The 19043-nt window shown below is 70.0% G+C and carries 15 protein-coding genes; 14 read left to right on the plus strand and 1 reads right to left on the minus strand.

Annotated features, from left to right (window positions below):
• Positions 1-101: 101 nt before the first annotated feature.
• Positions 102-1862 (plus strand): hydantoinase B/oxoprolinase family protein, encoded by a 1761-nt coding sequence (locus tag ACESM1_RS11840; RefSeq protein WP_372620293.1) that lies wholly within the window; start codon positions 102-104, stop codon positions 1860-1862.
• Positions 1849-3894, plus strand: a complete 2046-nt coding sequence (locus tag ACESM1_RS11845) for a hydantoinase/oxoprolinase family protein (RefSeq protein ID WP_372620294.1) — start codon at positions 1849-1851, stop codon at positions 3892-3894. Before ACESM1_RS11840 ends, ACESM1_RS11845 begins: the two co-directional genes overlap by 14 nt.
• 2 nt (positions 3895-3896) lie before the next feature.
• Here ACESM1_RS11845 and ACESM1_RS11850 read toward each other — a convergent pair whose 3' ends face one another.
• Positions 3897-5912 (minus strand): FAD-dependent oxidoreductase, encoded by a 2016-nt coding sequence (locus ACESM1_RS11850; RefSeq protein ID WP_372620296.1) that lies wholly within the window; start codon positions 5910-5912, stop codon positions 3897-3899.
• Between the two features lie 95 nt (positions 5913-6007).
• Here ACESM1_RS11850 and ACESM1_RS11855 point away from each other — a divergent pair, with 95 nt between their 5' ends.
• The 12 genes from ACESM1_RS11855 to ACESM1_RS11910 all read left to right on the plus strand — a co-directional run bounded on the left by ACESM1_RS11855 (position 6008) and on the right by ACESM1_RS11910 (position 19038).
• Entirely contained in the window at positions 6008-7633 is a 1626-nt protein-coding gene (locus ACESM1_RS11855; protein WP_372620298.1) for an FAD-dependent oxidoreductase, read from the plus strand.
• A gap of 82 nt (positions 7634-7715) precedes the next feature.
• On the plus strand, positions 7716-8693 hold the full coding sequence (locus tag ACESM1_RS11860) for a Bug family tripartite tricarboxylate transporter substrate binding protein (RefSeq protein ID WP_372620300.1): 978 nt from the start codon (positions 7716-7718) through the stop codon (positions 8691-8693).
• A gap of 171 nt (positions 8694-8864) precedes the next feature.
• On the plus strand, positions 8865-10274 hold the full coding sequence (locus ACESM1_RS11865) for a xylulokinase (RefSeq protein ID WP_372620302.1): 1410 nt from the start codon (positions 8865-8867) through the stop codon (positions 10272-10274).
• 49 nt (positions 10275-10323) lie between these two features.
• Positions 10324-11283: an ABC transporter permease gene (locus ACESM1_RS11870; protein WP_372620304.1), complete on the plus strand. Its 960-nt coding sequence runs from the start codon at positions 10324-10326 to the stop codon at positions 11281-11283.
• 13 nt (positions 11284-11296) lie between these two features.
• Entirely contained in the window at positions 11297-12256 is a 960-nt protein-coding gene (locus tag ACESM1_RS11875; protein ID WP_372620306.1) for a sugar ABC transporter substrate-binding protein, read from the plus strand.
• A 9-nt stretch (positions 12257-12265) separates the two neighbouring features.
• Positions 12266-13003, plus strand: coding sequence for an ATP-binding cassette domain-containing protein (locus tag ACESM1_RS11880; RefSeq protein ID WP_372620307.1), 738 nt, complete (start codon positions 12266-12268; stop codon positions 13001-13003).
• Positions 13004-13091: 88 nt separating this feature from the next.
• Complete coding sequence (locus ACESM1_RS11885; protein WP_372620309.1) at positions 13092-14150, plus strand: ABC transporter ATP-binding protein; 1059 nt, start codon at positions 13092-13094, stop codon at positions 14148-14150.
• Positions 14147-14980, plus strand: a complete 834-nt coding sequence (locus tag ACESM1_RS11890; RefSeq protein WP_372620311.1) for a hypothetical protein — start codon at positions 14147-14149, stop codon at positions 14978-14980. Before ACESM1_RS11885 ends, ACESM1_RS11890 begins: the two co-directional genes overlap by 4 nt.
• Positions 14977-16014: a Gfo/Idh/MocA family protein gene (locus ACESM1_RS11895; RefSeq protein WP_372620313.1), complete on the plus strand. Its 1038-nt coding sequence runs from the start codon at positions 14977-14979 to the stop codon at positions 16012-16014. The genes ACESM1_RS11890 and ACESM1_RS11895 overlap by 4 nt, the downstream gene beginning before the upstream one ends.
• Positions 16015-16064: 50 nt before the next feature.
• Entirely contained in the window at positions 16065-17312 is a 1248-nt protein-coding gene (locus ACESM1_RS11900; protein ID WP_372620314.1) for an ABC transporter substrate-binding protein, read from the plus strand.
• A complete protein-coding gene (locus tag ACESM1_RS11905) occupies positions 17309-18226 on the plus strand; it encodes a carbohydrate ABC transporter permease (RefSeq protein ID WP_372620315.1) in 918 nt (305 codons plus the stop codon). Before ACESM1_RS11900 ends, ACESM1_RS11905 begins: the two co-directional genes overlap by 4 nt.
• A complete protein-coding gene (locus ACESM1_RS11910; RefSeq protein WP_372620317.1) occupies positions 18226-19038 on the plus strand; it encodes a carbohydrate ABC transporter permease in 813 nt (270 codons plus the stop codon). The genes ACESM1_RS11905 and ACESM1_RS11910 overlap by 1 nt, the downstream gene beginning before the upstream one ends.
• Positions 19039-19043 lie beyond the last annotated feature (5 nt).

The following is a 19043-nucleotide window of genomic DNA, read 5'->3' on the forward strand; positions in this document are numbered from 1 at the left end:
GATGATGGAACGCTACCGGCGCGGCGTGCGGCGTGCAATGCGGCTTGGCAGGCGACGCGCGCGTGCTAGCCTCGCGCCACCATCCCGCCACCGGAGACCGCATGGACCGAAGCTGCGATGCCGTCGCCCTCGAGGTGATCCGCGGCGCCATCCGCGCCGCCCAGGCGGAGATGGAGGCGCTGATCGAGCGCACGGCCATGTCCCCCTTCATCCGCGAGAAGAAGGACTTCTACACCGCGCTGTTCGATGCCCACGGCGTGATGTGCGTCGGCTCCAACGTGCCGGTGTTCGGCGACGTCTGCGGGCCGGTCTTTCGCGACTTTCCTGCCGAGAGCATGCGGCCTGGCGATGTCTACTGGTATAACGACTGCTACGGCTCGGACGGCGCCGTCAGCCACTCCAACGACCAGGTTCTGCTTGCGCCGGCCTTCCACGGCGGCAGGCGGGTCGCGCTGGTGATGGCCTGGGCGCATTTCGCCGACATTGGCGGGCTGCGCCCTGGCTCCATCTCGCCCGATGCCACCGAGATCTTCCACGAGGGGATCATCGTCCCGCCGACCAAGCTGGTTGATGAGGGGCGCGTCAACGAGGCGGCGCTGCGCATCTTCTTCCGCAACTCCCGCTGGCCGTCGGCGGCGCAGGCCGACCTGCGCGCGTTGCTCGCGAGTGTCGGGCTCGGGCGGACACGAATGGCGGAGATCGCCGCGCGCTTCGGCGGCGACATCCTGGACGACGCGCTGCGCCAACTGCTTGCTCGTACCGAGCAGCAGGTGCGCACAAGGCTGCGGGAGATATTCCCGGTCGGCACGCACCGCTTCACCGACCGCATCGACGGCGATGGCAGGGGTAGCGGGCCTTTGGCGTTGCGCTTCGCGCTGACGCACGCACCCGATGGCCGCTTCATCCTCGACGCGACCGAGACCGACGACCAGTCGCCCGGCCCGGTCAACTACCTGATGAATCCCGATGTGCCCGGCATGGCGCTCGGCCTCTTCCTGCTCGGCGGTGATCCGACGCAGGTGACCAATGCCGGCGGCCCGCGCGCGATCGACGAGGTGAAGCTGCGCGAGGGCTCGCTGCTGCGGCCACGCTGGCCTGCGGCGCTCGGCATGCGCGGCCTCACCATGATGCGCATGCTCGCCGCGCTGAACGGCCTGGCCGCCGCCGCCGGCAGCCAGGCGCCGGCGGCGCATGCAGCCTATGTCATCCTGCTGCTGCGCGGGCTGGCCGATGGCAAGCCCTTCCTGATGAGCGATGGTATCGGCGTCGGCTATGGCGCGCGCGCCTTCGCAGACGGCACCGACGCCGTCTATTTCGTCGCGCAGGAGAACTACCCCGTCGAGTTCCTCGAGGCCGAGTATCCGGCGCGGCTGCTGCGCTACGGCATCCATTGTGACAGCGGCGGGCCGGGGCGCTTCCGTGGCGGCTGCGGCATCGTGCGGGAATACGAGATCCTGGCCGAGGAGGCCGTGCTCGCCGTGCGGATCGACGGCGTCGTCTGCCCGCCCTGGGGCGTTGCCGGCGGGCAGTCGGGCCGGCCCGGTCGTGCCGTGGTGAACTCGGGCACCGACCGTGAGCGCGTGCTGGCGCCGCTCTCCGACGGCAACCGGCTCGTGCGCGGCGATATCCTGCTGGTCGAGACCGGCGGCGGCGGTGGCCATGGTCATCCCTTCGACCGGCCGGCGGAGGACGTGCTCGCCGACGTCGAGAGCGGCTTCGTCAGCGAACCGTCCGCCGAGCGTGACTATGGCGTGATGCTGCGCGACGGCGCTGTGGACGCGGCGGCGACCGGACGACGGCGCGCGGACCGCCCCCCGGCGAAGGCGTTCCATCGCGGGGAGTATGCCGATGTCCTCGGCTGACACCTCTCGCCTCCTGGTTGTCGCCATCGACATCGGCGGCACCTTCACCGATGTCGCGCTGCAGGATCTCGCCACCGGCGAGGCCTGGACGGCGAAGACGCCCAGCACGCCGCAGGACCCGTCGCAGGCTTTCCTCACCGGTCTGCGTCTGGCTGTCGAGGCGGCCGGGCGCGACACGGCGGAGGTGGGCCGCGTGCTGCATGGTACGACGGTGGCGACCAATCTGATCCTGGAAGGCAAGGCGTCGCCGGCTGCGCTGATCACGACCGAGGGATTCCGGCATGTGCTGGAGATCGGCCGGCAGGACATCCCGCGCGCTGCGAATCTGTTCGCCTGGGTCAAGCCGCGGCGTCCGGTGCCGCCCTCGCGTGTGCTGGAGGTGCCGGGCCGCATCGCCGCCGATGGAACCGAATTGCAGAAGCTCGACGAGGCGGCGGTGCGTCGCGCCGCCGCGAAGTGCCGCGCGCTCGGTATGCACGCCGTCGCGGTTTGCCTCCTGCACGCCTATGCGAACCCCGACCATGAGCGCCGTGTCGCCGCGATTCTTCGCGCCGAACTTCCGCCCGATGTGGCCGTCTCAGCCTCGACCGAGGTGCTGCCGGTGATCCGGGAGTACGAGCGCAGCCTCGCGGTTGTGCTGAACGCGCAGGTGATGCCCGCGGTGTCGACCTATGTCGGCCGCATCGAGAAACGGCTCGAGGATGCCGGCATCCATGCGCCGCTGCTGCTGATGCAGTCGAATGGCGGCGTCGCCGGAGCCGCGGTGATCCGCCGCGCACCGGCCACGACGGCGCTTTCGGGGCCCGCGGCCGGCGTGGTCGGTGCGCGCGCCGAAGCGGCGGCCGCCGGTTTCCCGGATCTGATCACGGTGGATATCGGCGGCACCTCGGCCGACATCTCGCTCATCAAGGGTGGGCAGATCGGGTTGACGCAGCGTGGGCATGTCGGCGGCTGGCCGCTGCCGTTGCCGATGCTCGACATGGTGACGATCGGCGCCGGTGGCGGTTCGCTGGCGCGCATCGCAGGCTCGGGGGCGCTGACGGTCGGGCCGGAGAGCGCCGGCGCGGATCCGGGGCCCGCGTGTTACGGGCGCGGCGGTGAGCGGCCGACGGTCACCGATGCGCATGTCGCGCTCGGCCACCTTCCGCCACGCCTGCTCGGCGGCCGCATGCAGCTGGACGCGATGCGCGCGCGCGATGCGGTGCGCAGGCACGTCGCCGAACCGCTCGGCATGTCGGTGGAGGCGGCAGCGCGCGGGATGCTCGCCATCGTGGACAATGCCATGGTCGGCGCGGTGCGCGTGGTCTCGGTGGAGCGCGGGCATGATCCGCGCGACTTCGCGCTGGTCGCCTTCGGCGGCGCCGGGCCGCTGCATGGTGCAGCGCTGGCGGACCTGCTCGGCATCCGCACGGTGCTGGTGCCGCGCTATCCCGGCGTGCTTTGCGCGCAGGGGCTGTTGGCCGCCGATCTGGGTGCGGAGTTCACCCGCAGCCTGCGGCACGGCCAGGCGGAGTCCGACCAGGCAGTGGCGCAGGCCTTCGACGAACTCGAAGCGGCGGCGCTGCAGTGGTTCGCCGAGGAGGCCGTGCCAGAGGCGGCGCGCAGCATCACGCCGGTGGTGCTGATGCGCTATGCGGGGCAGGGCTCCGAACTGCCGGTGCCGTGGCGCGGCAGCGCCACGGCGGCCGAGGCCGATTTCGCGGCCGCGCATCGCGCACTCTATGGCTTCGACCTGCCGGAGGGCAGGCCCGAGCTCGTCACGCTGCGTACCGAGGCGCGCGGCCGGCTGCCCGACCCGCCGCCCGTAGAGCTGACCGCCGGGCGGGGCGCGCAGCCGGTCGGCACGCACGTCATGCATCTGCCGGACGGGCCGTGCGAGGCGGCGCTCCACGACCGCGGTTCGCTCGGTGCTGGCGATACCCTGGCGGGGCCTGCCATCGTGATGCAGTTCGATGCGACCACGCTGGTGCCGCCCGGTTGGCGTGCACGGATGCACGCCTCCGGCACGCTGCTGCTGGAGCGCGGCGCGTAACGTCAGATGCGCCGCGCGGCAATCTCCGCCTCGCGGATCGCCGCATCGGCGCGGCGCGGCGCCAGCGCATCGCCGATCAGATGCAGGTCGAGCCCCTGCGTGCGGCGTGGCGCCAGCGCGTGGAACAGGCTATCCTGCGCCTCCGCGCCAAGCGCCAGCACCACCGTGTCGATGCCTTCCCTCACCACTTCGGCACTCGTGTAGATGTCGCGCAGGCGTACGGTCGTGCCCTCGATCGCGACCAGTTCCAGATCGCATGCGAAGCGCATGCCCATGCGCTTGAGCATGCCGTAGGTCTTGCCCCAATCGCGGCTGCCGGCGAGGTCCGGTGCGGTCTGGCCGAGCCAGGTGACGAACTCCACCTCGGCACCCTGCGTCGCAAGGTACTCCGCCGCTACCACAGCCTGCCTTCCGCCAAGCCCATCGTAGACCAGCGCACGTCGGCCCGGCGCAGTACGCTCCTGCAGGGCTTCCATATAGGAGAGCACGTTGGGCTGGTCGGTGCCGGGCACTGCCGCGCCCTTCCACTTCTCCGGACGCAGCGGTGTCCAGCCATGGCGCAGCCCGCGTGATCCGGTCGCGACGACGATCGCCTCGTAGCCATCCGCGACCAGCATCTCCTCCGTCGCGATGGTCTGCAGCCGGATATCCACCTTCGCCTTCACGACCTGTCGTTCCAGCCAGTCGGCGATGCCGAGCAGCTCGCTACGCGAGGGGGCTCGCGACCACAGGCGGATCTGACCGCCAAGTTCATGCCCGCGCTCGAACAGCGTGACGGCATGGCCGCGCTGTGCCGCAGTCAGCGCAGCGCGCAGCCCGCCGGGGCCGCCACCCACGACCGCCACCTTCTTCTTCCGCGCCGCGCTCTTCAGCGTGCCGCTGCCGAGCTGCTTCTCGTTGCCGGCGGCGGGGTTGTGGATGCAGGCGATCGGGGCCTGGGCGAAGATCGAGGTCATGCACCAGTTGGCGCCGACGCAGGGCCGGATCTCCTCGCCTTCGTGGCGCGCCGCCTTGGCCACCCATTCCGGATCGGCGATCAGCGCGCGCGCCATGGCGACGAAGTCGCAATCCCCGGCGGCCAGGTGCTTCTCCGCTTCCGAAGGGCTGACGATGCGTCCGACGCCGACCACCGGCCTGTCCACCGCCTGCTTCACCTTGCGCGTCGCCGCCATCTGGTAGCCATGGCTCTCTGGCGAGGTCGGGTAGATCAGCATCCGGTTCAGATAGGTGCCATGACTGCAGGAGACGTAGTCGATCAGTCCGGAGGCGGTCATGCCCGCGGCGATCTCCGCCCAGTCGTCCGGCCGCAGCCCGCCCTCGTGCCCGTCATCGGAGTTGATGCGCACACCGACGACCATGTCCGGCCCGCATTCCTCGCGGGTGGCCTGGATGATCTCCATCACCAGCCGCAGCCGGTTTTCCAGGTTGCCGCCGAAGGCGTCGTTGCGATGGTTGGTAGCGGGCGAGAGAAACTGGTTCAGAAGGTAGCCATGCGCCATGGAGTGCACCTCCACGCCATCGAGCCCGCCACTGCGCGCATGCCGCGCCGTCAGCCGGTAGCCCTCGCGGATGGCGTCGATATCCGCCACCGTCATCACATGCGGCATCTCGCGATAGACGGCGCAGGGCACCGCGGAAGGCGCCCAGACCGGCGCACCCGAGGCGACCGAATTGGTCTCCCGCCCGCGATGCCAGGGCTGTGCCAGCAGAAGCGCGCCATGCGCGTGCACCGCCTCGGCGATCTTCGCATATTGCGGCACCATGCGCGGATCGAAGGAGAGCGCCTTGCCACGATAGGGCAGGGAGGTCTCGTGCACCGCCATGCATTCCATCGTGATCACCGCGACGCCATGCTTCGCGCGCTCGGCGTAGTAGGCGACATGCTCGTCGGTGAACACGTGGTCCTTCACCAGCAGCGTCGCATGCGCGCTCATCCAGCTGCGGTTGCGCGCCGTCTTGGGCCCCAGGCGGATCGGGCTGAACAAGGTGGGGTAGCGGGGGACGGGCGCTTCGGGCATCGCATTGCTCTTCCTGGACGGGGCGAGCCTTGCCAGCGCGCCGCTGCGCGTCAAGACTTCACCTGACCCGGGGGTAACGGCGCGGAGCGTTCGGCGTGGCGGAGCTGGAAGTCGATCTGGTGGTGGTGGGCACCGGTGCCGCCGGCTGCGGCGCGGCCTTGGCCGGCGCGGCCCGCGGGTTGCGCGTCGCGCTGGTCGAGAAGTCGGAGCGCTTGGGCGGTGCCACCGCCTCGTCGCTCGGCGGGCTCTGGGTGCCGGAGAACCACCTGGCCGCTGCAGCCGGCATGCCCGACAGCCTTGATGCGGCGCGGCGCTACATGCAGTTCCTCTCCGGGGGCTACGCGCTGGCGCCGATGACGGAGGCGTACCTGCACCATTCGCGGATCGCGCTGCACGACTTCGCGGCGGCTGGCGTGCCGTTCCGGTTGCTGCGCGGCCTGCCCGACCACTACTACCCGCAGGCCGAGGGCTCGGTGGCCGATGGCCGCCTGGTGGAGGCCGAGCCGATCACCCGTGACGCGCTCGGCGAATGGGGCGAGCGGCTGGAGGAGGGCGTCTACAACGAGGCCGGCGTGAGCTGGGGCGATGCGATCGCCTGGGGCGGCCTCGGCGCCCGTCAGCGCTGGCCCGAGGAGGAGCTGGAGGCCCGCCGCCAGCGGCGCCTGCTCGCCGCCGGCCCGGCACTGGTCGGCCAGTTCGTGACCCGGCTGATGGCAGCGGGCACGCCCATCATGGCCGGTTTCCGCGCCGACCGGCTGCTGGTCGAGGATGGCCGTGTCGTCGGGCTGGAAGGCTCGCGGCGCGGCTCGGCGCTGCGCATCCGCGCAAGCCGCGGCGTGGTCCTCGCCACCGGCGGCTACGAGGGCAGCCCCGAGCTGGTCAACCGCTTCGAAGGCTTGCCGGACTGGATGAACATCTTCCCGAAATCCATCGAGGGCGACGGGATGCTGATGGGCAGCGAGCTCGGCGCCGCCGTATGGCGGGTGCCGAACAACCTGGCGATGCTGGTCGGATATGCGATCCCCTCGCCGGAGGAGCCCGGCGAGCAGGTGTTCTTCAGCGCCGGCCTGCGCGGCCTCTCCTACCCGCACAGCATGGTGGTGAACGACCAGGCGCGCCGGTTCTGCGATGAGAGCCAGTTCCAGCATGTCGTCGCCGGGCTGACGCGCTTCGACCTCGGCCTGCACCGGCATCCCAACCTGCCGGCCTGGATGCTGTTCGACGCGCAGTATCTCCGCCGCTACAGCTTCGCCCGCCGCCCGCCCGGTGCGCCGGTGCCGGAGTGGGTGATGCGCGCGAACAGCGTCGAGGAACTCGCCGGCATGCTGGGACTGGAGCCAGCGGCGCTGGCCGCCAGCATCGCGCGCTTCAACGAAGGCGCCGCGCGCGGCGAGGATCCGGAGCATGGCCGCGGTTCCTCCGCCTTTGCGCGCTCCACCGCCGGCGATCCGCATGCCGCGCATCCGAATCTCGGCACGCTGGCGGAGCCGCCCTTCTGCGCCGTTCGGATCAAGCTTGGCGGCATCTCGGCCGCGGGCTTGCTGACCGATCCGGATGCGCGGGTGCAGCATGTCCGTGGCCGGCCGATCCCGGGACTCTACGCCTGTGGCAACGCCGCGGCGCCGACGGAATCCGGCGCCGGCTACCAGGCCGGCATCTCGCTGATGCGCGGGCTCACCTTCGGCTGGCTCGCCGCGCGTCACGCTGCTGGCGCGGCCTGAGATCGCGGCACCCGCTTGCGCTTCCTGGACGCGCCGCTGCCTTCGCCATAGGGTTCGCCCAACGACAATGAGGAGACGGAACATGACCCATGCCATTCAACGCCGTGCGCTGCTGTCCGCCGCGGCGCTGCTGCCGTTGCCGGCGCTGGCGCAGTCGCCCTGGCCGTCGCGCTCCATCCGTCTGGTGGTGCCCTTCGCGCCGGGCGGTACGACGGACATCGTCGCGCGCATCCTGGCCGAGCAGATGCAGTCGCGTCTCGGCCAGCCTGTGGTGGTGGACAACCGCCCGGGTGCCGGCGCCACGCTCGCCTCCGGCCAGGTTGCGGAGCAGTCGGCGCCGGATGGCTACACGCTGCTGATCTCGAACAGCGCCTCCCACGGCATCTCGCCGAGCATGTTCACCAATGTGCGCTACGATCCGCTGGCCGACTTCACCCATATTGCCATCGCCGCCACCACCTCCTCGGCTGTGATCGTGCATCCGCGCTACGAGGCGCAGACGGTGGCGGATCTGATCCGTCTCGGCCGATCCAAGCCGGATGGGCTGGATTTCGCAATCTCCGGCCACGGCACGACGACGCACCTGCTCGGCATGCGTATCGGCCTGGCGACCGGGATCAGGATGAACCCGATCCCCTACCGCGGCGCAGGGCCGGCGCTGCTCGATGTCATGGCCGGCAATGTCGGGCTGATGGTGGACGGGCTGCCTTCCTCGATCCGTCACATCCGCGACGGCGCGGTGAAGGCGATCGCGGTCGCCGACGCCGAACGCAACCGTCACCTGCCGCAGGTCCCGACCCTGGTCGAAAGCGGCCTGCCGGGCATGACCTCCTATTCCTGGTTCGGTGTTTCCGGCCCGAAGGGCATGGCCGCGCCGGTCGTGGATCGCCTGAACGGGGAGATCCGGGCCATCCTGCAGCAACCCGCCATCCGCGAGCGCTATGTGACACTCACCGCGGATGCGCCGGACATGACAGCGGCGCAGTATACCGCCTTCATTGCGGAGGAATTGCGCGTGTGGGGCGAGGTGGTGCGCGCCACCGGCATCCGCGCCGGGTGATCGGGCCGCGCGCGGCACAGTGTGCGCCGCGCGCGCCTGCTCGCCATCCCGGCGCCACCGGTGGGAGGTCGACGGCGGCACGTCTGGCGCCATCCGCCGCGGGCTGCGTGGAGCCTGCTTCTGCGGTCGGCAGGAGGCTTCGGCGTGGTCGTGCCGGGTGAGCGCTGAACCATGACGATGCAGGCAACGGTACTGGCCGTGGATCTCGGCGGTTCGAGCCTGCGCTGCGCGCTGGTGGACCGCTCCGGCAAACTACGCGCCCTGCACGCCGCGCCGCATCGCAGTGCTGAGGAGGCGGATCCCGAGACCTGGTGGCAGGGCCTGCTGGCCGGTGCGGCGGTGCTGCGGCGCGAGGACGCCGAGGGCTTCGCAGCCGTGCGCGCCATCGCAATCTCAGCCTTCACACGCAGCCTGGTCTTGCTGGACGCAACCGGAAACGTCCTGCGTCCCGCCATCCTCTGGAGCGACACGCGGGCCGAGGCGGCGCTGCCCGCCCTGCGCGCGCTGATGCCCGCGACGCATGCGGAAGCCGCCGAGATTAATGCCTTCCATCCACTTGCAAGGCTGTTCTGGCTGGCGCAGACGGAGCCCGCGGTGATGGTGCGCGCCTTCGCCGCGATCGAGCCGAAGGACGAACTCAACCGCAGGCTGACGGGCGTGGTCGCGTCCGATCGCATATCTTCCGCCCGCCTCGCAGCCGCCGCCGATCTGCTGCGGCCCCTCGGCCTGCCACCGCTGCTGCCGCCGCTGCGGCGACCCGTCGAGGTGGTCGGCCCGGTGAGCGCAGGCCTGCCGGGTGCGCTCGGCGCATTGGCCGGCGTGCCGGTGCTCGCGATGGCGAACGACACCTGGGCGGCGGTGACGGGGCTCGGCGCGATGCGCGCTGGCCTTGCCTACTGCATCTCCGGCACCACGGAAGTGCTCGGCCTGCTGCATGATGCGCCGGCGCGGGCGGAGGGGCTGCTCACCGTGGACTGGGACGGGCTGTGGCAGCTCGGCGGCCCGAGCCAGCTTGGCGCCGATGCGCTGGCCTGGCTGCGCGGGCTGGGCGTTGCCACGGCGGACCCGCCATCGGGCGACCCCGTGCCGATCCTGTTCCTGCCGAGCCTGGCCGGTGAGCGCGTGCCGCATTGGGATCCCGCGCTGCGTGGCGCCTTCCTGGGCCTCTCGCGCACGCACGGCACGGCGGATCTGGTGCGCGCCGTCATGCAGGGGATTGCCCTGAACAACCTGACGGTGCTGCAGCGCGCGGAGGCCGCGACCGGCCGACACGCCGGGGAGTTGCGGCTCGGCGGCGGTGGCGGCACGCCGGGTTGGGCGAGGATCCGCGCCGATGTGCTCGGCCGCCCGGTGGTGCTGACCGGCTGCCCCGAGCCCGGCCTGCTCGGCTGTGCCATCACCGCTTTCGCCGCCTTGGAGGGCGCGCCGCTCGCCAAGCTGCAGGACGAGCTCGTGCGACCCGCCGCGCGGTTCGAGCCGGACCCGGTGCGCCACGCCGCGGCACTCCGGCTGCATGCGCTGTTCCGCCAGGCCGAGGCCGCCGTCGCGCCAATCTCGCGTGCCCTGGCGGGGCCGGCTTGAAGCGGCGGCGGCCCGGCGCGATGCTGGCGCGACAACGGCCGGGGGATGCATGCGCGGCGTGCTGACACGCTATGGGACGGCGCTTGCCGGCGTGGTGCTCTTCCTGGCCTTCGCGGCCACGGCGCCGGTCTTCCTGACGATGGACAACCTCGCCCTGATCCTGAAGGAGACCGCCTTCCTCGGCATCCTCGCCATCGGCTTCACCCTGGCGCTGGTGACCGCCGAGATCGACCTTTCCGTCGCGGAGGTCGCTTCGCTCGCGGCGGTGGTCACCGGCGCCCTGGTGCATGCCGGCACGGCACCCTGGCTGGCCGTGGCCGCCGGGCTGGCGGTGGGGAGTGTCTGCGGCGTGGCGAACGGCGTCGCGGTCACCGTGCTGAAGGTGCCGTCGCTGATCGCGACGCTCGGCGTCGCGGCGATCGCGAAGGGGCTCTCCTTCATGCTGACGCAGGGCGTCGCCTTCGTCGGTCGGTGGCCCTCCTCCTTCACCGGCATCGCGCGCGGCACGCTGGCCGGCGTGCCGAACCTCGTCTGGCTGCTGGGCGCGACATCGCTGGCCGCGTGGCTGCTGGTGAAGTGGACGCGCACCGGCGCGCACCTCGTCGCCACAGGGGAGGCGGAGGAAGCGGCGCGGCTTGCCGGCATCAACACGCTTGGGATGAAGCGCCTCTCGCTGACGCTGGCCGGAGCCTGCGCCGGGCTGACGGCGGTGTTGCTGGCGTCCTCGCTCTCCTCCGCGGCGCCGGCGATGGCGAACGACCATTTCCTCTATGCCATCGCCGCCGTGCTGCTGGGGATGAGCATGTTCGAGCCGGGGCGGCCCAACATCCCGGGCACGCTCTTCGCCGCCTTCACGCTGAAGGTGCTCGGCAACGGGCTCGTGTTGCTCGGTGCCGAATACTATTGGCAGGACATCGTGCTCGGCACGATCATCCTGGTTTCGGTGGCGCTGTCCGCCAGTGGAACCGGCAAGGCACCCTTCGTGAAGAAGCTCAATTTTCGCAGGTGAGGAGACACGACCCATGACGGAGACGAAGCGTCGCGACGTGATGCTGGGCGGGGCCGCTCTGGCCGCCACCCTGGCTGCGCCGGTGGTCGCTCGGGCGCAGGCGACCGATGTGGCAATCATCGGCTTCCAGATGAGCAGCGAGACGCATGCGCGCGCCGCCAACGCCGCCGCGGCCGCCGCACGCGCCAAGGGCTGGGATGCGACGGTGCTGAACAGCGAGGGGGCGCTGCCGCGCCATGCCGAGCAGCTCGACACGCTGATCGGCCGCCGGCCGAAGGCCATCATCGTCTGCATGGGCAAGCCGGTGGAGGCGGAGGCGCAGTTCCAACGCGCCAAGGAAGCCGGCGTGCCGGTGGTGACGATCATGTCCGGCGCCTCGACGCACACGCTGTTCGATATCCAGGTCAACGAATACAAGGTGGGCGCCGAGGCGGCGCTGTGGCTCCTCGGCGAGCTCGGCTACCAGGGCAACATCCTGACGCAGCGCTTCGAGGGCAATGTCGGCACGCGCATCCGCGGCAAGGTGCTGGACGTCGTGCTGAGCGAGAATACCGGCGTGCGCGTGCTCGGGACGCACACCATGGCGCGCACCGCCTCCTGGCGCGACGATGTGCGCCAGGGCTTCCAGGCGCTGCTGCTGCGCCACGGCGCGCAGACCCAGGGCATCTGGGCCAGCTTCGACGGCCAGGCCTTCGTGATCGACGATCTGCTGAAGGCGCGCGGCGTTCAGAAGGGCCGCATCAAGCTCGTCTCGATCGATGGCGGCGCCGAAACCTATCGTCGCATCGCCGATCCGGACAGCACGCTGATGGCGACCGTCACCATCCCCTTCGAGGAGATGGGCACGCGTGCGGTGGAGGCGGTGGAACGCATCGTCCTGAAGAACGAGCCGAAGGGCGCGATCACCTCCGGCCCCTACCTGTTCATGGATGCCTTCCTGGTGGATGCCAACAACGTCCGCCGGTTCCTCTAGCTCGCGCTCGTGACCAGCCTGCTTTCCCTCCGCGGCATCGGCATGTCCTACGGCGCCGTGACAGCGCTGCGGGAGGTGGATCTCGATGTCGCGGCGGGCGAGGTCCTGGCGCTCTGCGGCGACAATGGCGCGGGCAAATCCAGCCTGGTGAAGATCCTGGCCGGCGCACAGGCGCCGAGCGCGGGGCTTGTGACGCTGGATGGCCAGGCGGTCACGCTGCGCAGCCCGCAGGATGCGCTCGCGCGCGGCATTGCGACCATCTACCAGGACCTCGCCGTCGCGCCCCGGCTTTCCATCTGGCAGAACGTCTTCCTCGGCTCGGAGCTGACGCGGCCGCCCTTCGGCCTGCTCGACAAGCGCCGCATGGCGGAGATGAGCCGCGGCTTCCTCGAACGGCTCGCCATCACGATCGATGATCTGGACACCCCGGTGGAGCGCCTTTCCGGCGGCCAGCGGCAGGCGGTCGCGATCTGCCGTGCGCTGCGGTGGGACGCCCGCATCGTCATCATGGACGAACCCACCGCCGCGCTCGGCGTGAAGGAGACGGCGCAGGTGCTGGACCTGATCCGCCGCCTCCATGCCGAGCGCCGCACCGTCGTCCTGGTCAGCCACGCGATGCCGGATGTTGTCGCGGTTGCCGACCGTGTCGTGATCCTCAAGGCGGGGCGCAAGGTGGCCGACAGGCCGGTGCGGGGCCTGACGCCTGCGGACCTCGCCGCACTCATCATGCACGGCGCGCCAGCCTGAACCTGCGCGCCGCGGCCTACCCGCCGCGGCGCTTGCCTTGCCCCACGGCCCATGACTAGCATCCGGCGGGGATGGAAACGGAGTTGGCGTGGCGACGGTCGAGCTCCGTGGCGTTCGCAAGCGCTTTGGCGACGTCCAGGTGGTTCATGGCGTGGACCTCGCCATCGGCGATGGCGAGTTCGTCGTGCTCGTCGGCCCGTCCGGCTGCGGAAAGTCCACCATCCTCCGCATGGTGGCGGGCCTCGAGGAGGCCTCGGATGGGCGCATTCTCATCGACGGCGCAGTGGTGAACGAACGCGACCCCAAGGACCGCGACGTCGCCATGGTGTTCCAGGACTACGCGCTCTACCCGCACATGTCGGTGGCCGAGAACATGGGCTTCTCGCTCCGCTGGCGCGGCGCCTCGCGGGCCGAGATCGCGCGTCGCGTCGAGGCGGCGGCCGGGGTGCTGGACATCGCGCATCTCCTGGAGCGTCGTCCGCGCGAGCTGTCCGGCGGCCAGCGGCAGCGCGTCGCGATGGGTCGCGCCATCGTGCGCGACCCCAAGGTGTTCCTGTTCGACGAGCCGCTCTCCAACCTGGACGCCAAGCTGCGCGTGCAGATGCGCACCGAGATCAAGCGGCTGCGCGACCGCCTGCGCGCCACCACAATCTATGTCACCCACGACCAGGTGGAGGCGATGACGCTCGCCGACCGCATTGTCGTGATGCAGGGCGGGCTGGTGCAGCAGGTCGGCACGCCGGAGGAGATCTACGATCATCCCGCCACCACCTTTGTCGCCGCCTTCATGGGCGCGCCGGCGATGAACCTGCTCGCCGGCCGCGTCGCGGACGGGCGGGCGGTGCTTCCGGACGGAACGACACTCCCCATCGCGCGCGCCGCGCCCGAGGGCGGCGCCACAATCGGCATCCGGCCGGAGCGGCTGATCTGGCTGCCGCCCGGCAGCGAGGCGCCAGCCGCCATCACCGGTCCGGCCATCGTCGTCGAGCCGCTTGGCAGCGAGACGCTGGTGACGCTCGACATCGGCGGCACCGACCTGCATGTGCGCGTGCCGCCGCGCAGCGTGCGGCGCGCCGGAGAGGCGGTGCGGCTCGCGCTCGCACCCGACGATATCCACCTGTTCTCGCCCGAGGGAGCGCGGATATGACCGATCCGCTGCGCATTCCGGCCGACGCGCTGGCGCGTGGCACGTCCATCCGGCTGGCGGTGGTGCCGGATGCGGCTGCGCTCACGGCAGCCTTCGCGGAGGCGTTGCTGACGGAGTACCTCGCGGCCCGGCAGGCAGGCCGCGCAACGGTGGTGTTCATCGTGCCGGTCGGGCCGGTCGGGCAATACGGCGTGCTCGCGGAACTCTGCCGCGCGCGGGGCATCTCGCTGGCCGACCTGCTGCTGCTCGGCATGGACGAGTACCTGACGCCAGCGGGCGCATGGATCCCCGAGGATGATCCGCTCTCCTTCCGCGGACACATGCGCCGGCACATGACGGATGCGATGTCGCCCGGCAACGCACCCCGCATCGTCTTCCCGGATCCGCAGCGGCTTGACGAGGTGCCGGGCCTGATCGCCGCGCATGGTGGCGTGGACGTCTGCTTCGGCGGCGTCGGCATCGCCGGCCACATCGCCTTCAACGAGCCGCCCGAACCCGGCGAGCCGATGGACATAGAGGAGTTTGCGCAGCGCCCGACCCGCGTGCTGCGCCTCACGCGCGAGACGCGGACGATCAATGCGGTGACGGCGACACGCGGTGCCATCGACCTGATCCCCGAGCATGCCGTGACGGTCGGCATGCGGGAGATCCTCGGTGCACGCAAGCTGCGGCTGTTCATGAACCGACCCTGGCAGACCGCGGCCCTCCGCAAGCTGCTGCACGGGCCGGTCACGCCTGCCGTGCCGGCAAGCTATGCGCAGCGCCATCCGGACTGCACGATCACCGCGACCGAGGAGGTGACGCGCATGCCTGGTGCCGTGCTCGCATGATGCAGGTGGCACTGATCGGCTATGGCGCCTGGGGCCGGCACCACGCACGCGCGCTGGAAGCCGCGCCCTCCGCCGCGCTGGCCGCCATCGTCGCCCACGGCGAGGCGAGCGCCGCGGCGGCGCGCGAGGAACGGCCGCGGGTGGCGGTTCACCGTGACATCGCGCCGGTGCTGGCGGATCCCGCGATCGAGGCGGTGGTGATCGCGACGCCGAATGCGCAGCACGCGCCATTGGCCCTCATGGCCTTGGGCGCGGGCAAGCATGTGCTGCTGGAGAAGCCGATGGCACTGACGCTTGCCGATTGCGACAAGCTGGTCACCGCCGCGAAGGCATCGGGCCGTGTGCTGACCATCGGCCATGAGTTGCGCGTCTCCACGCAATGGGGGCGCATCAAGGCGCTGATCGAGGAAGGCGCCATCGGCGCGGCGCGGCATGCAAGCCTTTCGCTGTTCCGGTTCCCCTACCGCACAGGCTCTGGCGGCTGGCGCTACGACCGCGCGACGGTCGGCTCCTGGGTCCTCGAGGAGCCCGTGCATTTCTTCGACCTGCTGCTGTGGTACGGCACCTCCTGGGGCAGCCCGGTCGCGCTGCGTGCGGTGGCGCAGGGCGACCCGGCAATGCCGCACGCGCTGGCGGTGACGCTACGCTTCGCCGGCGGTGAATTCGCCACGCTGAACACCGTGGTCGCAGGCTTCGAACACCATGTCGCGCTGCACGTCCTGGGCGATGCCGGCGCGATTCGCAGCCTCTGGTCCGCCGCGATGGACCGCAGCTTCGCGCCGACTGCCAGCCTGCACCTGTTCCGCGGTCGGGCACAGCCGGGCGAGGCCGCGGAGGCCGTGCCGCTGACCGAGACGGGGGAGGTCTACGAACTCGTCACCCAGGCGGAGCAGGCCATCCAGGGCTTCCGCGCCGGGCATGCCCTGGTGCCACCTGAAGCCGCCCGCGACGCCGTGCGCTGCTGCATCCTGGCCGAGCGCTCCGCCCGCGAGGGGCGCGAGATTCCATGGAACGAGGAGGCCGTCTCGGCCTAGGCTTCACCGCAACGACCCCCCGGCAGGGGATAAGACAGGAGGAGACGGTCATGCTGTCACGGCGTACGCTTCTGAAGGCTACCGCCCTCACGCCGGCGGTGCTCGCCGCTCCGGCAATCGGGCAGACCACGCGCCGCATCAGCTTCCTTACATGGAACATCATCGACCAGGAGCCTCTGATCCGCGGCTGGATCACCAGTTTCCAGCGCGCCAATCCGGGCGCCGAGGTGGAGTGGCTGGACAAGAAGGGACCCGAGCTGCCGCCCTTCTACCAGACGCAGCTCGCCGCCGGCACACCGCCCGACGTGATCAACACCCAGGGCGCGCTGTGGCTGGAATACGCCGCGAGCGGTGCGCTGATGGACATGACACCGCGCCTGGCCGCCGAGCCGGAGGTGCGCAGCCGATTCAACGCCGGCTACCTGGCGAACTGGACGCTAGGCGGCAAGAACTACATGCTGCCCTTCTACATCACCAAGACCTTGCTGTTCTACAACAAGGCCATGTTCCAGCGCGCCGGCCTCTCCGGCCCGCCGCAGAGCTTCGACGATATCCTGACCTTTGCCAGCCGCATGGCGCAGGCTGAGAACACCGGCTTCCTGACCTTGAACTTCGATTGGCTCTACTGGCCGCTCTTTGCCATGAACGGCGTGCAGCTGCTGACGCCCGACCTGAAGCGCCCCGCTTTCAACACGCCGAAGGCGGTCGAGGTGCTGGAGAAGCTGGCCCGTGCTTCGGACAGAGGTGCGATCAACAAGATCTCCTGGACCGGACGCTGGGTGGAGCCGAATGGTGCGTTCGCCGCCGGCAATGTGGGCATGCTGCACGCGCACAGCCCCGCCTATTTCTTCATCCGCGGCCAGGGCAGCTGGGTCAATGGCGAGACGCTCGGCGTCGCGCATGCGCCGGGCGGCTTCTCCACACCGAACAGCCACGGCCTCGGCGTCTCGCGCGGCTCCCGCAACCCGGACCTCGCCTGGGAATTCGTGAAGCATGTCACGGCGAACGAACAGGCCGGGCAACTGGCGACGCAGCGGCGGATCCTGACCGGCAATACGCAGGTGGACCAGGCGCTGCTGACTTCCCTGCGCAGCTCGGACCCGTTGGTGCATGCCGTGCTGACGACGCAGCTGGAGCACACCGACAAGATGGTGGGCAATTGGCCGATGCCGCAGGATGCACGGGTGAAGGATGCCTTCTGGCCCGAGCTGCAAAGCGCCCTGCTCGGCCGCAAGACCGCCGCCCGTGCCCTGGCCGACGCCGAGCGCCGGGTGGGTCGGGAGCTGTCTCGCGGGTGAGTGCGGCGGCCGCCGGCTGGTGGGGCAGGAAGCGGACGCGGCAGGGTCTGCTCGTCTTCTGCTTCCTGCTGCCCTCGCTGGCGATCTTCCTGTTGTACCGCGTGATCCCACTGGGCTGGAACGCGGTGCTCTCGTTCCAGTCGTGGTCGCCGATGCGCCCCGCGCAATGGGTCGGCTTCGAGCATTACGAGGAGATGCTGTTCTACGACGACATCTTCTGGGTCGCGCTGTGGAACACGCTGGTCTGGATCGCTGCCGCGCCCGTGGCGATCGTGCTCGCGCTTGGCATCGCGCTGCTGGTCAACTCCGATCTCAAGGCCGCGCCGGTCTATCGGACCATCGTGTTCCTCTCCTACCCGCTGATGACGGTGGCGGTCGGGATCATCTGGCGCTGGATGTACGACGAGCGCGGCGGATTCATCAACTGGGCCCTGCGCAGCGCCGGACTTATCGATCGCCCGCTCGGCTTCCTGCAGTCCTTCGACCTTGCGATGGCGAGCGTGATCCTCACCGACATCTGGCAGGTGATCGGCTTCTACATGATCATCCTGCTCACTGGGCTGCAGCAGATCCCGCAGCACCTCTATGAAGCGGCACGCGTGGATGGCGTACCGCGGCATGCGGTGTTCCTGCATGTCACCTTGCCGATGCTGCGACCGTCGCTGTTCCTTTGCGCCGTGATCGGGCTGCTCAACAGCTTCACCAGCTTCGACCTGGTCTATGTGATGACCAATGGCGGACCTGGCCACGCCACGGAGCTGCTGATCACCTACATCTATAAGCTCGGCTTCGGGCAGACGAAGTTCGACTACGCGGCGGCCGTGACCGTGGTGCAGTTCCTGCTGCTTCTTGTGCTGACCTTCGCGGCGAACCGGCTGGCAGGCGGGAACGCTGGCGCCGTGGAGAAGGAATGATGCGGCGCCGCATCCCCTGGGTGAGGCATGCCGTTCTACTGGTGGTGTCTGCCATCATGCTCCTGCCCTTCTACTGGGTACTCAAGACCGCGATCACCAACGAGAATATCTACACCTACCCGCCCCGCCTGCTGCCGTTGGACCCGCATCCCTACAATTTCGTGGACGTCTGGTACCTCATTCCCTTTCCGCGCTACCTGCTGAACAGCATCATCGTCTCGGTGCTCGCCGTGGTCGGCAACGTGGTGCTGAACGCGATGGCAGCCTATGCGCTGACGCAGAACTTCCGGGCGAAGAAGCTGGTCGTGTTGCTGCTGCTCTCCTGCATGCTCATCCCGTTCCAGGCGACCATCATCCCCGCCTATCTCATCACCGCCCGGATCGGGTTGCTGAACAGCTATCTCGGCCTCGCGCTGCCGCTGCTCTCCACCATCATCTGCATCTTCATCTACAAATCCGCCTTCGAAGCCGTGCCGCGGAGCCTAGTGGAGGCGGCGCGGATGGATGGGCTGTCGGAGTGGCGCATCATCGCCCATGTGCTGCTGCCGCTGTCGCGCCCGGCGATCGCGACGAACGTCATCCTCGCCTTTATCTGGTCGTGGAACAGCTTCATGTGGCCGCTGATCGTGACGCGCGATGCCGACATGCAGACGCTGCCGCTCGGCCTGGCGCGCTTCCTCTCCTACATGGAGGACACGACCGGCGCGCTCTACGCCTTCGTCTGCCTGGTGCTTGCGCCCGGCATCCTGGTCTTCCTGATGGCGCAATCCGCCTTCATCCGCGGGCTGACGCAGGGGGCGACGAAGGGATGAGCAGG

Origin of the sequence: Falsiroseomonas sp. (genome assembly GCF_041690465.1) — a bacterium.
Taxonomy (GTDB): domain Bacteria; phylum Pseudomonadota; class Alphaproteobacteria; order Acetobacterales; family Acetobacteraceae; genus Falsiroseomonas.

Excerpts from the sequence above, each read along its gene's own strand:
- ACESM1_RS11840 (WP_372620293.1), top strand. The coding sequence starts at position 102 with ATGGACCGAAGCTGCGATGCCGTCGCCCTCGAGGTGATCCGCGGCGCC.
- ACESM1_RS11845 (WP_372620294.1), top strand. The coding sequence starts at position 1,849 with ATGTCCTCGGCTGACACCTCTCGCCTCCTGGTTGTCGCCATCGACATC.
- ACESM1_RS11850 (WP_372620296.1), bottom strand. The coding sequence starts at position 5,912 with ATGCCCGAAGCGCCCGTCCCCCGCTACCCCACCTTGTTCAGCCCGATC.
- ACESM1_RS11860 (WP_372620300.1), top strand. The coding sequence starts at position 7,716 with ATGACCCATGCCATTCAACGCCGTGCGCTGCTGTCCGCCGCGGCGCTG.
- ACESM1_RS11865 (WP_372620302.1), top strand. The coding sequence starts at position 8,865 with ATGACGATGCAGGCAACGGTACTGGCCGTGGATCTCGGCGGTTCGAGC.
- ACESM1_RS11870 (WP_372620304.1), top strand. The coding sequence starts at position 10,324 with ATGCGCGGCGTGCTGACACGCTATGGGACGGCGCTTGCCGGCGTGGTG.
- ACESM1_RS11875 (WP_372620306.1), top strand. The coding sequence starts at position 11,297 with ATGACGGAGACGAAGCGTCGCGACGTGATGCTGGGCGGGGCCGCTCTG.
- ACESM1_RS11890 (WP_372620311.1), top strand. The coding sequence starts at position 14,147 with ATGACCGATCCGCTGCGCATTCCGGCCGACGCGCTGGCGCGTGGCACG.
- ACESM1_RS11895 (WP_372620313.1), top strand. The coding sequence starts at position 14,977 with ATGATGCAGGTGGCACTGATCGGCTATGGCGCCTGGGGCCGGCACCAC.
- ACESM1_RS11900 (WP_372620314.1), top strand. The coding sequence starts at position 16,065 with ATGCTGTCACGGCGTACGCTTCTGAAGGCTACCGCCCTCACGCCGGCG.
- ACESM1_RS11910 (WP_372620317.1), top strand. The coding sequence starts at position 18,226 with ATGCGGCGCCGCATCCCCTGGGTGAGGCATGCCGTTCTACTGGTGGTG.